This window comes from Streptomyces sp. 142MFCol3.1, assembly GCF_000424945.1.
In the GTDB taxonomy this organism is placed as follows: Bacteria; Actinomycetota; Actinomycetes; order Streptomycetales; family Streptomycetaceae; genus Streptomyces; species Streptomyces siamensis.
The window spans coordinates 34,024-48,178 of the sequence record NZ_AUKV01000016.1 but is presented as its reverse complement, the minus strand read 5'-3'; the positions used below and the strand labels follow the sequence as shown (position 1 = coordinate 48,178).

Annotated in this window: 12 protein-coding genes and 2 pseudogenes; 8 read left to right on the top strand and 6 right to left on the bottom strand. The window is 71.0% G+C overall.

Annotation, left to right across the window (positions count from 1 at the left end; genetic code table 11):
• Positions 1-7 precede the first annotated feature (7 nt).
• Positions 8-478 (top strand): hypothetical protein, encoded by a 471-nt coding sequence (locus H305_RS0123700; protein WP_158690567.1) that lies wholly within the window; start codon positions 8-10, stop codon positions 476-478.
• 51 nt (positions 479-529) lie between these two features.
• On the opposite strand, the gene H305_RS0123695 is transcribed toward H305_RS0123700, so the two are convergent.
• The 5 genes and pseudogenes from H305_RS0123695 to H305_RS46860 all read right to left on the bottom strand — a co-directional run bounded on the left by H305_RS0123695 (position 530) and on the right by H305_RS46860 (position 6,343).
• Positions 530-2,641: a hypothetical protein gene (locus tag H305_RS0123695; protein ID WP_028802584.1), complete on the bottom strand. Its 2,112-nt coding sequence runs from the start codon at positions 2,639-2,641 to the stop codon at positions 530-532.
• Between the two features lie 341 nt (positions 2,642-2,982).
• Positions 2,983-3,711 carry a L,D-transpeptidase family protein gene (locus tag H305_RS0123690; RefSeq protein WP_051370872.1) on the bottom strand — a complete coding sequence of 243 codons (729 nt, stop codon included), beginning with the start codon at positions 3,709-3,711 and terminating at the stop codon, positions 2,983-2,985.
• A 363-nt stretch (positions 3,712-4,074) separates the two neighbouring features.
• A pseudogene (locus H305_RS54085) lies at positions 4,075-4,468 on the bottom strand (undecaprenyl-diphosphate phosphatase); the annotation flags it as partial.
• A 79-nt stretch (positions 4,469-4,547) separates the two neighbouring features.
• Positions 4,548-5,765: a glycosyltransferase family 4 protein gene (locus tag H305_RS0123685; RefSeq protein ID WP_028802582.1), complete on the bottom strand. Its 1,218-nt coding sequence runs from the start codon at positions 5,763-5,765 to the stop codon at positions 4,548-4,550.
• A 40-nt stretch (positions 5,766-5,805) separates the two neighbouring features.
• Positions 5,806-6,343, bottom strand: a pseudogene (locus tag H305_RS46860) (DedA family protein).
• A 179-nt stretch (positions 6,344-6,522) separates the two neighbouring features.
• On the opposite strand from H305_RS46860, the gene H305_RS0123675 reads away from it, so the two are divergent.
• Together H305_RS0123675 and H305_RS46855 are read left to right on the top strand one after the other, a co-directional pair.
• The gene (locus H305_RS0123675) at positions 6,523-6,912 is read left to right on the top strand and encodes a BlaI/MecI/CopY family transcriptional regulator (protein WP_028802581.1); all 390 of its coding nucleotides are present in this window, start codon (positions 6,523-6,525) and stop codon (positions 6,910-6,912) included.
• 15 nt (positions 6,913-6,927) lie between these two features.
• Positions 6,928-7,872, top strand: coding sequence for a M56 family metallopeptidase (locus H305_RS46855; RefSeq protein ID WP_037765066.1), 945 nt, complete (start codon positions 6,928-6,930; stop codon positions 7,870-7,872).
• 306 nt (positions 7,873-8,178) lie between these two features.
• Here the strand turns inward: H305_RS46855 and H305_RS0123665 are convergent, their stop codons facing one another.
• Positions 8,179-8,409, bottom strand: coding sequence for a hypothetical protein (locus tag H305_RS0123665; protein WP_028802580.1), 231 nt, complete (start codon positions 8,407-8,409; stop codon positions 8,179-8,181).
• Between the two features lie 467 nt (positions 8,410-8,876).
• Here H305_RS0123665 and proB point away from each other — a divergent pair, with 467 nt between their 5' ends.
• The 5 genes from proB to H305_RS0123640 all read left to right on the top strand — a co-directional run bounded on the left by proB (position 8,877) and on the right by H305_RS0123640 (position 14,119).
• On the top strand, positions 8,877-9,983 hold the full coding sequence (gene proB / locus H305_RS0123660) for a glutamate 5-kinase (RefSeq protein WP_028802579.1): 1,107 nt from the start codon (positions 8,877-8,879) through the stop codon (positions 9,981-9,983).
• Positions 9,984-10,304: 321 nt separating this feature from the next.
• Complete coding sequence (locus H305_RS0123655; RefSeq protein WP_028802578.1) at positions 10,305-10,799, top strand: hypothetical protein; 495 nt, start codon at positions 10,305-10,307, stop codon at positions 10,797-10,799.
• A gap of 61 nt (positions 10,800-10,860) precedes the next feature.
• On the top strand, positions 10,861-12,147 hold the full coding sequence (locus H305_RS0123650; protein ID WP_028802577.1) for a glutamate-5-semialdehyde dehydrogenase: 1,287 nt from the start codon (positions 10,861-10,863) through the stop codon (positions 12,145-12,147).
• 59 nt (positions 12,148-12,206) lie between these two features.
• The gene (locus tag H305_RS0123645) at positions 12,207-12,839 is read left to right on the top strand and encodes a hypothetical protein (protein WP_078629209.1); all 633 of its coding nucleotides are present in this window, start codon (positions 12,207-12,209) and stop codon (positions 12,837-12,839) included.
• A gap of 212 nt (positions 12,840-13,051) precedes the next feature.
• Positions 13,052-14,119 carry a hypothetical protein gene (locus H305_RS0123640; protein ID WP_028802575.1) on the top strand — a complete coding sequence of 356 codons (1,068 nt, stop codon included), beginning with the start codon at positions 13,052-13,054 and terminating at the stop codon, positions 14,117-14,119.
• Positions 14,120-14,155 lie beyond the last annotated feature (36 nt).

The following is a 14,155-nucleotide window of genomic DNA, read 5'->3' as shown; positions in this document are numbered from 1 at the left end:
GGGCGCCGTGGCCGCGCTCACCGCAGTCGCCGGGTGCAGTCCGCCGGACCACCCCCTGATCGCCGTCTACTCGGCGCAGGGGGGCGAGGTCCGGGTCCGGCTGCGGCCGTGCCCGGGGTCGGCGGTCACCTCGGTGAAGGTCATCCGCCTGGGCGGGGAGCCGTCCGGCAAGGCTGCGCTCCCCGGGCTGGACTACTGGCTGGGCGCGCCGCCGAAGCCCCTGAAGGGGGAGCAGGACCTCGACCTGTCCTCCCTGCCCGCGGACTGGCGGGCCCGGCAGAAGGGGACCGGCGGGCTGACCGCGGGAAGGTCCTACACGCTGAGGTTCACCTCGGGGCACGGCAACAGCGTCGACTACCGCGGAGAGACCACGTTCCGCCCGGCGGACGTCAAGAAGCTCGGGCCCGGGGAGGTCCTGGCCGGCGGCAAGGTCATGTCCCTGAAGGAGTTCAGGAAGAAAGCGGACGAATCCTGCTGAGCGGGAACGCGAGAACCCGGGGTCCAGAGGGACCCCGGGTTCCTGTGTTCGCTACGCGTTGACCGAGTCCTCGGCCCCGCTGTCCTCCTCGGAATCCGACTCCGAGCCAAGACCCTGGGCCGACTCCTGCGCAGTCTCCTCGGCCGCCCCACGCTGTGAGGGGATCGCCGCGGAGAGTCGGGACTCCATCCGCACGCTCCGCTCGTCGGCTTTGGTGCACAGCGCGGCGATCGCGGCGTTGAAACGCACCAGCGACGGTGGGTCCGACGGGCCGAGCAGGTGTTCCTTCAGTTCGGCGCGGGCTGCGGTGAAGGTGTCCTTCTCCGGGTGGCGGACGGACTCCAGGAGGGCCGGGACGCCGTCGGCGGCGGGGGTGAGGATGGCGCCCGCGGAGACCGTGGGGAAGCCGGTGCGGAAGGTCGCCTCCGTCATGCCCGAGGTGTTGGCGACGGCATACGGCTTCTCGCTGGACAGCCAGTCCGAGACGACCGACGAGACGTCGCTGATCAGCAGGTCCGCCTGGTTGAAGCAGGCGAAGATCGCCGGACGCGCGTCCGTGATGATCTGGTGCTCCCACTCCGGGAACGACGCCCAGTAGGCGGACTCCCAGGCCGCCGTCGCCTCGGCGATCTCCGCCTCGCGGTCGCCCTGCGGCGCGCCCTGGAGCAGCATCCGCTCCATCTCGTCCGCGCTCTTGCGGAAGGCGGTCGAGGTCACCTTGTCCAGTTCGGCCGTACGGCTGGCCAGCTCGGCCGCCGCCTCCGGCCCGGGGCGGGCACCGGACCGCTTGGTGTTGGCCTCGCGGATCATCGCCTTGATCCGCTCGTTCGCGGCGCCCGCGCGCGGGTCGACGGACCCGGTCATCGGGTGCGGCTTGTAGAGCAGGCGCACACCGTCGTCGGCGAGGAGCTGCCGCACGATGTTCTCGCCGGCCAGGACCACCGAGGTGTTGCCGGGGTTGCCGTCCCAGCCCTCCCAGGTGGGGGCGTACAGGACGGTCGTGTAGGCACCTATGGGCGTGCCCGCGTAGGGACGGATCGGCGCCAGCTGGGGCCGGCCGACCTCGACGATGTCCTTGTTCTCGACTCCGACGTCGGCCAGCGCGTACCGCTCGCGGGCCGCGGGGCCGGCCACCCACACCTCGTCGTACGCCTTGGCGTACGGGTTGCAGGAGGACAGCTTGTCGCTCTCGCCGTGGTTGATGAAGGCGTGCTTGATCGTGGGTATGCGCAGCACCTGTGAGGTCTTCGCGGCGTTGGCCGGGTGCAGCATCATCTTCAGCGTCGAGTTCTCCAGTGAGAACATCGTCGCGACCTTCGGGAAGCAGATGATCGGGACGTCGGTCGCGTCGATCTTCTGCACCATGAAACGCTCACGCAACACGATCAGCGGCTTGGCGTCGATCTGCGAGAGCGTGGAGAGCCACATGTTCGCCTGGTACGCGGACGTCGTGCCGCCCGAGAAGTACATGGCGACCGTCGGCTGGTAGTCCGCCAGCCACTGATCCAGCCACTCCATGACCTTCTGCTCGCTCTTGGCGCGCTTCTTGGGGAGCAGCCAGGTGCCGAGGTACGCGATGCCGCCGATGATCAGCGCGAGGGCGATGCCGACGCCGATGCCGCCCCAGTACGCGTCCGTGGTGGCCGCGGTGACCAGCAGGCCGGCCGTTGTCGGCAGGGAGAACGTCAGTAGACGGTGGCCCTGGCGGCGGGCCAGGATGCGCGGCGGCGCGGTGGTCAGACGCAGCGCGGTCGAGTCGATGTTCCGGGTGACGACAGGCAGCGTACGGGTGCGGCGTACCAGGACCGAGACGGCCTGGCAGGCGAAGTGCAGCGCGTAGAAGACGCACAGCCCGACCAGCAGCGGCGCCTGCTCGCGCGTCGGGTCGATGCCGTCGATCCGCAGCAGTCCCACCAGGATCAACATGTCGCGCAGCAGCTGGCGGACGGTGACGTCGAAACGTGCCTTGCCGAGATGCGAGAGCAGGCCGGGATCCCGGTACTGCAGACAGATGTCCAGGGCGAGACCCGCCGCACTCGCGGCGATGAACACCGGGACGTTCGGCACCAGCGCGGAGACGATCTGGGCCGTGAAGAGCGCGAACATCGCGAGCAGCGCGGAGAGCTGCACGATGCGGCGGAGGGAGGGGCCTGCGGAAGGCACGGGCTGGGCTCCTGCGAAGGGATACGGCGGATGGGGGGCGTGGGAGGGTACGGCCCCTCCCCGGGCACGCCCGCGAGGGGGCGCCGAAAGAAGAAGGCCGACGACCGACCGTATGACTTCTGGGCCTGGCTAGCAATCTTCCGTGGGGACAATCACTAAATAACAGACGTATTGCTCGGAACTCTGTGAGTGAGCCCTGAAAGCGCGGGTGCCCGCTCTGGAACCAAGGCCGTCCGCCCTCCGGAAACCGACGTCGTTCCCTCCCGGGAAAGCGGTCGTCCACCCCCGAAACGCGGCCGGTGCCCGCCTTCTCGCCGTCGGATGCGCTGTCGGTCCTGCTGTCAGGCCTTCAACTCCGCTTTGTCTCCCATCACCACGACCGGGTGTTGCTTGGGGTCGAGGGTGCGCAGCAGGTACTGCATCGCCGACTTGGGCAGGCTCACGCACGCCGACGTGCCGCTGCCGTGGTCCATGTGCAGCCAGATGCTGCCGCCCTTCGACTGTCCCTGTGGCCGGGTCGGGTCATTGGGCGGAGTGCCCTTGACCCGGTTGTAGTCGATGGCGATGACGTGGTCGAAGTCGTGCCAGTACCTTTTCTTCCAGTAGTGGGGGGCTTGGAACGATGCGGACTTGGTGTACGGCAGCTTGGCTGCCGGGGCGTCGAGCACGCCGCCCGCGTCGCTCAGCGTGAACACTCCCACCGGGCTGCGCCGGTCGCCCTCGTGATGGTCTGTCGTCCACCCCTTCCTCCCGTTGTGCGCCGCCCAGGAACGTGTCCGCTTCCAGGTGGAGCCGTGCTTGCTGAAGAGCACGACGGTCGAGTTGGGGGAGTTCTTGCCCGCGCCGTAGACGGCGATCACCTGGCGGGAATCGGCCGGTACGCGTCGCCACAGCCGGTCGCTGACGTCGGGTATTCGCTTCAGGGCCGTGTTCCGTGGCTGCGCGTGGTCCGCCCGGTCGCTGGTCGCGGCGGCGGGCCCGCGGCCCGAACTGGTGCACGCCGCCAGGGACATCGCCAACGCACCGCAGGCCGCCACTGCGGCCGCCCGTATCGCACTGCCTTTTCGCATGGGCTCCATGGTCGCAAACCGTCCCAGACGAGTACGCGCTGGCCCCACGTGCGACCGCCGCCGGTGGCCCGTACCGGGTCTTCTCGAAGGCGCGCCGCAGGTTGCCCGCTGCCTGGCGGGCCAGTTGTTCCCAGCCGTCAGCGGCCTCGGCGTTTGCGAACCGGAGGTCGTACTCGTCGCCGACCGATCGGGGCGAGGTTGTCCAGGGCCACCGCGCCGCTGCCGTATCCACCAGCTCGGAGAGCGAGGTGTCGATGTCCAACGTGCTCCCCGGGAGGGCCTCGGGCAATGGCTGCCGCCCGGTACCGGTGCACCGACGTATGCGAAGTGGTCCGCGGACGAGTCCTGCTCCATCATCGCGAGGCTCGTGTCGTCCTCGCCGCGCTTGTGCCGGCCCATCTGGTCCGCCGCCCACATCAGGCCGCTGCCTGCGATCAGCGGCAACGATCGGAATGGTGGGGCAGAGGACCCACCAGGCGAACTTGTCGTCGTGGTGGTACCGCTCCTCGCGGTTGGCCAGCCCCCGGCCCGGGGCGGAGCCGATCCGCAGGATGTCTCCTTGACGAAGCAGACGAGTACGGCGGCGATGGCGCAGACCTGGATGACGGCGGTGAAGCCGACCACGGAGGTGTCGACGACCGGGATGCCCACCAGCCCCTCGGTGATCTTGAGGTGGACGGTGGAGGAGACGGGAGGAACTCGGTCACCCCTCGACGACTCCGGGGACGGAGGCCTGACCGACGCTGATGGCGCTCATGGGAATCCATCTCAGCAAAGGAAGGGGCCGGGTGATCTGGGCGGTGCGGCAGGGGTGTTGGGCGACGTGCGTGTGGCGGCTACCGGCACAGTCGGCGCAGGAACCTGCGGGCTCGGCCGCGCCACAGGGCCCGGCGGCGCTGCCGGGCGCGGGAGTGCATGGTGGCGGCCAGCTCGGCAAAGAGCTCGTCGTAGGTACGGGCGACGAGGGCGGGATCGAAGCGGCGGGCGGACGCCAGGGCCGCTTCGCCCATGCGGCGGCGGGCGGGCTCGTCGGCGATCAGGTCGAGCAGCGCGGTGGTCAGCGCACGCGGGTCACCCATCGGGACCAGGCGGCCGTCGACGCCGTCGTGGATGATCTCTGCGGGGCCGAGCGGGCAGTCGGTGGCGACCACCGGCACACCGCAGCGCATCGCCTCGACGAGGGTCATGCCGAACGACTCGGCGTCCGAGGCGCTCGCGACGATGGACGCCCGCGCGAACTCGGCTTCGATCGGCGAGCGCACGCCCATCAACTTGGCTCGGCTGCCCAGGCGCTGGTCGTCGATCAGTTGCTGCAGGCGATTCCGTTCGTCGCCCGCCCCGTAGATGCGCAGCCTCCAGTCCGGGTGCTTGTCAGCGACCCCGGCGAACGCCTCGATGAGCAGGTCGAACCGCTTGGCCCGGGCCAGGCGCCCGGCCGCGGCGATGACCTTGGCGGCGGGGTCGGCGGGCTCGACATCGGGCTCGGGAACACCATTGGGTATGGCGAAGATCCGCACTCCTGGCAGCCGCATCTTCGCCCTGTAGACGGCGGCGTCTGCTTCCGTGGTGGTGACGAGCGCGTCCAACGTGCGGTAGTCGCGGGCAAGTTCGGCGCGCAACTTCTTGCTGTGGGCGTCGTGGGTGAGGTGTTCCTGGGCGATGCGCAGGGCGTCGGACGGGCCGAAACGGGCCAGGTAGACGTTGATGCCGGGACGGGTGCCGATGATGACGTCGGCATCGCAGGCACGCAGGTACTCCTCGGCTCGCCGGTCGGTGAGCAGGCTGTACTGCTTGTGGCGCTTCTCGGCGGCGGGGAAGACCTCGGCGGGCCGGTGCAACAGAGGATCGGCGGCGTCGGCCGATTCCTGGCGGATGTCGACCAGGGGCACCAGGGTCAGCCGCGGGTCGACCTTGAACCGGGGGCGGGCGCGGTGGCGCAGCATCGAGACGACCGTCACTTCGTGCCGGTCGGCAAGGGCCGCTGCGAGGTTGAGCGTGGTGCGGATGGTACCGCCGACCGCGTACACGTTGTGGATCAGGAAGGTGATCTTCACGCGGCGAGCTCCCGGTAGCGAGTGGGGTCCGTGGCGCCGGTCATCGTGTCGACTCGTTGGCGGTGCGAGTGCGGCGCCGGACGCGCAGCACCTCCAGGTCGAGCGGCAGCAGGGAGACGGCGACGATCACGCCGACCAGGGGCAACAGGTAGCGGTCGACGTTGGGGATGCCGCTCTCCAGGGCAGAGCCGCCGAGCGTCAGGCCGACCGTCCACACCAGGCCGCCGGTGATCTGCCACAGCGCGAAAGTGCGAGCGGGCACCTTGACGATCCCGGCCAGCGGGTTGAGCACGGTGCGCACCACCGGGATGAAGCGGGCCAGCATGATGGCCGTGCCGTGCCCGTAGCGGGCGAGGAGATCCTCGGCCCGGGCCGCCCCGTCCAGCAGGTGCCGGTTGCGGGTGCGGTCCAAGCAGGGTTCGGCCGGCGTGGCGGCCGAGGGGATAGCCAACCTGGGCACCGAGCAGCGTCCCGGTCACGGCGGCGGCTAACGCGCCGGGCAGCGACAGACGCACGCCACCGGCGCCGCTGGAAGTGCACAGCAGACCGGCGGTGAACGGCAGCAAGTCGCCGGGCATGAGAAATCCCAGCGGGTTGAGGGTCTGCGGCACCCGGCATCCTTTCCCGTCCTGCGCCTGTCGGGGGTGGGAAGCTGTCCCCCGGGCACGGGCGCATGGCACACTCGGACCATGGCAGCATTTACACCGCCGTAGAAATTCTACGCGACTGTAGAAGTTGGCGAGGGGACGACAACCCCATGAGTGACGAAACGCCGGGACGGGGGTCAAAGCGGGCCAGCGGCGAGCGGGAGGCTGAGATCCTTGCCCTGCTCCAGCAGGCCGAGGGTGCCCTGACCCCGGGCGAGGTCGCCGAACGCCTCGGCGGCGAGCTGACGTACAGCAGCGTGGTGACGATCCTCACCCGCATGCATGCCAAACAGCTGCTCAACCGCACCCGGCGCGGCCGGGCCTACGCGTATGCGCCCGTCACAGACGATCCAGGGTTCGCCGCCCGCCGTATGCGTACCGTCCTGGAGGAGCGCCCCGACCGCGAGGCCGTCCTCGCCCGCTTCGCCGACAGCCTGTCCGACACCGACGCGGACCTGCTGCGCCAGCTGCTGGGACCCGACCCGGACCCCGACCGGTAGAGGAGACCCGCCCGGATGCGCATCGCCGTCTATCTCCCCCTACTGCTGTCCCTGATCGCCCCGCTCGGCGCGCGTCCGCTGTCCGAACGCTGCGAGCCGCGGCTGGCCACCTGGCTGCTCACCGCCTCGGCCCTGGTCCTGGCCGCGGAGAGCACCATCTCCCTGGGGCTGCTGGCCGTCACCGGGCTGATCCGCATTCCCCAGCTCGCCGGTCTCGGACACTGGTCGGCGCACAGCGCGCAGCACGACGACCCCGCCGAACTGTCCGTCGCCCTCATCGCCGGACTGCTGCTCGGCGGCGCCGTGCTCGCCGCCGCCCGCATGCTCTGGCGCCGCGCCCGGTCACTGGCGTCGGCCGCTGTGGAAGCCGCGTGCATGCCGACGTCCGATGGTTTCGTCGTTGTCGACGACGAGGCCCCGGACGCCTACGCCCTGCCCGGGCTGCCCGGCCGCGTCGTCGTCTCCACCGGCATGCTCCACACCCTGGACAAGACCGAGCACGACATCCTGCTCGCCCACGAACGCGCTCACCTGGCGGCCCACCACTACCTGTTCGTCGCCCTGGCCGGCCTGGGCGCCGCCGCCAACCCGCTGCTGCGGCCGCTCGCCACCGCCGCCACCTACACCATCGAACGCTGGGCCGACGAACGCGCCGCCATCGCCACGGGCGACCGCGCCCGCGTCGCCCGTACCGTGGGCAAAGCGGCCCTGGCCGCCCACCGCTCTCCTGCGCCCTTGCAGCCCCCGGGCCCCGCCCTCGGCGTCCTCGGCCGCAGCAAGAGCCCGCTCAGCAACGCCGGCCCCGTTCCCCGTCGCGTCGATGCCCTCCTCTCCCCACCCCTCGACCGCCGCTCTGGTCTCGTCCTCGCCACCACGGCGATCCTCACGCTCGCGACCTGGTCCACCGCCGAGGCTGCGCACGACCTCCACCTCCTGCTGGAGGCGGTCGGCGTCCGGTAGCCGCCTGCCCGCCGCGTGCCACTGCCCGAGAGAACGATGGGACCCGCCGCTGCCCTCGGCCTCCGAGTACCTCCTGCGCCGAATCCTGTGCCGGTTCCTGCGCCGATTCCTGTTTGTTCTCCTCGGCGGTCGCCCTGCGCGGTGAAGGGATCGCCGCCTGGAGGCGTGGCTCCATCCGCACCCGTCGCTCGTCCGCCTTCGTGCACAGCGCGGTGATCGCGGCGTTGAAACGAGCCAGTGACGGTGCGTTCGACGGGTCGAGCCGGTGCTCCTTCAGCTCCGCACAGGCCGCGGTGAAGACGTCCTTCACCGGGTGGCGGGCCGATTCCAGGAGCGCCGGGACGCTGCTCGCGTCCGGTGTGAGGACGACGCCCGCCGGCACGGTCGGGAAGCCCACGCGGAAGGCTCTGTCATGCCCGAGGTGTTGGCGGCGGCGAAGTGCTCGGCGTAGAAGAGGCAGAGCGCGACCAGCAGCGGCGCCTGCTCGTGCGGCGGGTCGATGTCGTCGATCCGCCGCAGCCCCACCAGGATCAGCATGTCCGCACGATGGCGTCGAAGCGGACCTTGCCGAGAGGCGTGAGCAGGCTGGGATCCCCGGGCCGGCCGCGCTCGCGGCGATGAACACCGGGACGTCCGGCAACAGCGCGGAGACGATCTGTGCTTGTGAAGAGCGCGAACATCGCGAGCAGCGCGGTGAGCTGCACGAGATGGCGGGAGCGAGGGGCCTGTGCAAGGCGCGGGTTGGGCCTGCGAAGGCATGCGGCGGATGGGGGAGCGTGGGAGGTGCGGCCCGTCCCTCGGGCGTGCCCGGAAAGGGGCGCCGCAGAAGGAAGGCCGAAGCCCCCGCGAGGGGTCCCACACCGTCCCCTCATGGGAACAGGGGCCGTCCGTTCCTCGAAACGCGGAGGCGCCTGGCGTCGGCGCTCGCGTAGATTGCACCCACCGGGCTGGTCGAAACATTGGGGAATTGCGTGTCAGCGGCAAGGCAGGCGGTGCGACAGGGCGTGGTCGAGGCCCGCAGGATCGTCGTCAAGGTCGGCTCCTCCTCGCTGACCACCGCGTCCGGCGGCCTCGACGCGGACCGTGTCGACGCCCTCGTCGACGTCCTCGCCAAGGGGCGCAGCGGAGGCGAGAGGGAGATCGTCCTCGTCTCGTCCGGCGCCATCGCCGCCGGACTCGCGCCGCTGGGACTGCGCCGCCGCCCCAAGGACCTCGCCCGGCAGCAGGCCGCCGCCAGCGTCGGCCAGGGCCTCCTCGTCGCCCGCTACACCGCTTCCTTCGCCCGCTACGGCATCCGTGTCGGGCAGGTGCTCCTCACCTCCGACGACACCAGTCGCCGCGCCCACCACCGCAACGCCTCCCGCACCCTCGACAAGCTCCTCGCGATGGGCGCCCTCCCGGTCGTCAACGAGAACGACACCGTCGCCACGGACGAGATCCGCTTCGGCGACAACGACCGTCTCGCCGCCCTCGTCGCCCACCTCGTCCGGGCCGATCTGCTCGTCCTCCTCTCCGACGTCGACGGCGTGTACGACGGCGACCCGAGCAAGCCGGGCACCTCGCGGATAGCGCAGGTGCACGGCCCCGACGACCTCGCGCACGTCGAGATCGGCAGTGCGGGCAAGGCCGGCGTCGGCACCGGCGGAATGGTCACCAAGGTCGAGGCCGCCCGGATCGCCGCCGCGGCCGGCATCCCGGTGGTGCTGACCAGCGCCGTCCACGCCGCCGACGCCCTCGCGGGCGGGGACACCGGCACGTACTTCCACCCCACGGGCAAGCGGTCCGCCGACCGGCTGCTGTGGCTCCAGCACGCCTCCACCCCGCAGGGCGCGCTGGTGCTGGACGACGGGGCCGTCCGCGCCGTGGTCGAACGGCGCACGTCCCTGCTGCCGGCGGGCATCGCGGCCGTCGAAGGCGAGTTCACCGCGGGCGACCCGGTCGAACTGCGCGACGGCACGGGCCGGGCGGTCGCACGGGGCCTGGTGAACTTCGACGCCAAGGAGATCCCCCGGCTCATCGGCCGTTCGACCCGGGAACTGGCGCGCGAGCTGGGCCCGGAGTACGAGCGGGAGGTCATCCACCGCGACGACCTCGTCCTCCTGAACCCGTAGCCCGCCGGGTGGGCGGTCCCGCGGCCGGCCTCGGCACGCATGACCGCTCCGCGGTCGTGCAGCCTGTGCTGTCGCGCTGTCCTGCCGTGTCGTGCCGCTGTGCCGCCGTGCAGGTCCTCGGAACGGTCGGCCGGACGCCGCAGTGGGCACCAGCCCGAAACTCCGGTCCAAAAATGTTGTGAACGTTTCGCGGACGCCGGCCGCCGCGAGGTGAAACTCCGCAAAAGTGCCACGCGAGGGCTGCCCACCTGCTCAACTTTGTGGCAGGGAGAGTCCGGGATTCAGTACGAACATCGCGTGAAGGAGGCCGTCGTGAGACGAGTGCGCCCTGGGGCGGCAGCGTCCCGCGGTGGTGCCTCTCCCGCCCTCGGCTCCAAGCGGGCGGGAGGACACCCGTCCCGAGCCGTGGGCGAGGAACGCGCCCTGACGAGCGTCGCCGCCGGTGACACCTACGAGGGCGAGGCGCCCGCCGACCTGCCACGGCTGTGGCACGTCACGCTGAGCGTCTCGGGTGAAGAGGCCCCGCTCAAGGAGGTCCGGCGCGGCCTCGAACAGCTCGCCCACGACCACCCCTTCCTGCTGACCAGCCGCTACGCCAACGACCACGCGGAGATCCGCTACTGGGAAGAGGCCCGTGACCTGCACGACGCCGCGGCCGTCGCGCTGCGCCTGTGGGGCGAGCACCGGCAGACCGCCAAGCTCCCGCCCTGGGAGATCGTCGGTCTGGAGGTCATCGACCGCGAGACGTACCACCAGCGGATCGCGGAGGGGTACGGGCCGCTGCCCGCCACGCCTGTCGGAGTTCACCCCTTTTGATCCCGTCTCGCGGTGTGGGATGACGAGTGGATCCGTCCCCCCGGCGCACTACCCTTCCTCCATGACCACGCTCTCGCCGTACGACTCCATGTCTCCGGTCACCCAGGCCGCCTACCGCGCGAAGGCCGCAGCCGCCGACCTGGCGCCCCTCCCGCGGGCCGACAAGGACGACGCCCTGCTCGCGATCGCGGACGCGCTGGAGGTCCGTACGAGCGAGATCGTCGAGGCCAACGCGAAGGACATCGCCCGCGCCCGCGAGGCGGGGACGAGCGAGACCGTCATCGACCGGCTCACCCTCACGCCGGAGCGGGTCCGCGCGATCGCCTCGGACGTCCGCGACGTGGTGTCACTGCCCGACCCGGTCGGCGAGGTCGTCCGCGGCTCGACCCTGCCCAACGGCATCGACCTGCGCCAGGTCCGCGTCCCGCTCGGCGTCGTCGGGATCATCTACGAGGCCCGCCCGAACGTGACGGTCGACGCGGCCGCCCTCTGCCTGAAGTCCGGCAACGCGGTCCTGCTGCGCGGCTCCTCCTCCGCCTACGAGTCGAACACCGCCCTCGTGCGGGTCCTGCGCGACGCCGTGGGCGGCGCCGGCCTGCCTGCCGACGCCGTCCAGCTGGTGCCCGGCGAGAACCGCGAGTCCGTACGCGAGCTGATGCGCGCCCGAGGCCTCGTCGACGTCCTCATCCCGCGCGGCGGAGCCTCGCTGATCCGCACGGTCGTCCAGGAGTCCACCGTCCCGGTCATCGAGACCGGCACCGGCAACTGCCACGTCTACGTCGACGCCCACGCCGACCTCGACATGGCGATCGACATCCTGATCAACTCCAAGGCGCAGCGGCCCAGCGTCTGCAACGCCGCCGAGACGCTCCTCGTCCACCAGGACATCGCCCCGCAGTTCCTGCCGCGCGCCCTGGACGCCCTCGCGGCCGCCGGGGTCACCGTGCACGGCGACGAGCGGGTCCTCGCCTACGCCAAGGACTCCAAGGCCACCGTCGTCGAGGCCACACCCGAGGACTGGGAGGCGGAGTACCTCTCCTACGACATCGCGGCCGCCGTCGTCGACTCGCTCGACAGGGCCGTGGAGCACATCCGGCTGTGGACCTCCGGCCACACCGAGGCCATCGTCACCACCTCGCAGCCGGCCGCCCGCCGATTCACCCGATTGGTCGATTCGACCACTGTCGCCGTGAACGCTTCGACGCGCTTCACCGACGGCGGCCAGTTCGGCTTCGGCGCCGAGATCGGCATCTCCACCCAGAAGCTGCACGCCCGGGGGCCCATGGGGCTTCCGGAGCTCACGAGCACCAAGTACATCGTCACCGGGGACGGGCACATCCGGCGCTGACACCCGCCCCGGCGGAACCGTCTCGTCAGGTGGATGAATTTCCATACCGTCTGCCCAAAATGACCCCCCAGGTCTACTCTGGATCCGTGCCGGAGGACGTGGGGGGCACGCCGTTCCCTGACGGCTGGGAGCCCGACGACGACCGCGACCGCGGGGGTGCGGACGAAGAGTTCGCCACCGTGGTCTTCGACGAGGACTTCGTACGGGCGGCGGTGATCCACGAGCCGACCGCCGTGGAAAGACTCCTCGCAGCCGCCGAGGCCCGCGCCGAGGCCTCGGAGGCGGAGGCGCGCCGCACGCACTCCCGGGGCTCCCGGGGCGAGGACGAGCGGTACGAGGACGGCTTCGGCCGCGGCGATTTCGGCCATGATCCCGATCTGGACGATCTGGACGACACCGAGGCCCTGGACGGCCACTACGGCGCACCGGGGACCTACGGCAGGCCCTACGGGAAGCAGACCCGCTGGCACCGCCCCGTCGCCTGGATCCTCGCGCTGGTGATGGGCATCGGCATGGTCGCCCTGGCCTTCACGGCGGTCTACCGGGGGGCTTCCTCCGGCCGTCAGGAACAGGTCCCGCCGCCCGCCTCCACGGGCCTGGAGCAGGGCCAGGAGAGCGTGACCGGTACCGGCCCCTCCGCCTCGGCCGACTACTCCCAGCCGGCGGTCTCGGCGGACCCCAGGAGGCCCTGACACCGCGCCGCCGGGGCACCGGCCCGAGGGCCGGGAGGGCAAGCCGTCCGGGCCGGGAGGCCAAGCCGTCGGGCCGGGAGACCAAGGCATTCGGTCCTTCGGACGGCCCGGTGACGGTCCCTCGAACGGCCTGACAGTCCTGGTGAGAACCTGTCAGAACTTGTCGTGTACCGCGGCGTTTACCTGAGCTCCGGGAGACCTACTCTGAATGTATGGGCGGGCCTGGAGACCCACCTGAGGGGACACCCGAAGGCGCTCCCGCAGGTGGAGAGGACGAGTACCGATCCGTCGTCTTCGACGAGTCGTTCGTCCGCGCTGCCCGCCTCCAGGAGTTCTCCGCCCAGGAGCGCATGGCCGATCACACACCGGCCGTACGCCGCCGCCCCACCCTCCAGCGCGGCCTGTCCCGGCAGGCACTGATACTCGTCCTGCTGATCGCCATAGCCTTCGGCACGGCGATCTACATGGGCGTACGCCACCCGTACCAGACCCCCACCGCCCAGCCCCCCGAGCCGCTGCGGATGACGGTCATACCCCTGTCCCCGCAGACCGCCGTCCCAGGCTCCACCAGCACCGACGAGCTGTACGCGCACAGCCCCGCCGCGCAGTTCCGCATCGGCGCCGAGGGCATCACGCTGCCCGCTTCCCGACGCACCGCGCACTTCTCCGACAGCCAGGTCGTCACGGCCCTGACCACCGCGAAGGACTATCTCGTCGAGTCCGCCCTCGACCCCGACGTGCTCACCGGCGGTGCCACCCGGCCCGTGCGCATCCTGCTCGATCCTCAGCAGCTCGATCAGTTCGACCAGAGTTTCGAACGGCCGATGGCCGACGGGCGGCACGCCCCCACCGGCTGGCTCGTCCGCTTCGACCCCGTCGGCGCCCAGCTCGCCGACGACAAGATCCGCGTACAGGGCACCCTCCAGGCCGCCGAATTCGACTCGAACACCCTGGAGGTCATCGCAGACCACACCTTCGTGTACGCGCTGAAGCCGACAGGTTCGGACGCGAAGGCGCAGGCCTCGCTGTTCACCGTCCGGCGTGAGCTGCACTTCCGCTTCGACCGCGACGACCTGCGTATGCACCAGGCCGAACTGGCCGTCTCCTACGTCCAGGCCGGCCCGCTCGCCTGCTCCGAGGACTCGGTCGGCCGGCTGCATCCGCTGCTCGCGGGGCAGACGGCCAAGGCGGGCGGCCCGGCCGGCACGGACCCGTACGCCACCGGGAGCGCCACGGCCCTGTGCGGCTCACTGGCGAAGAGCGCCCAGCCGAAGGTGTGACGCTCGCCGGCCCCGGGCCAGGGCCTTTGGCCAGGA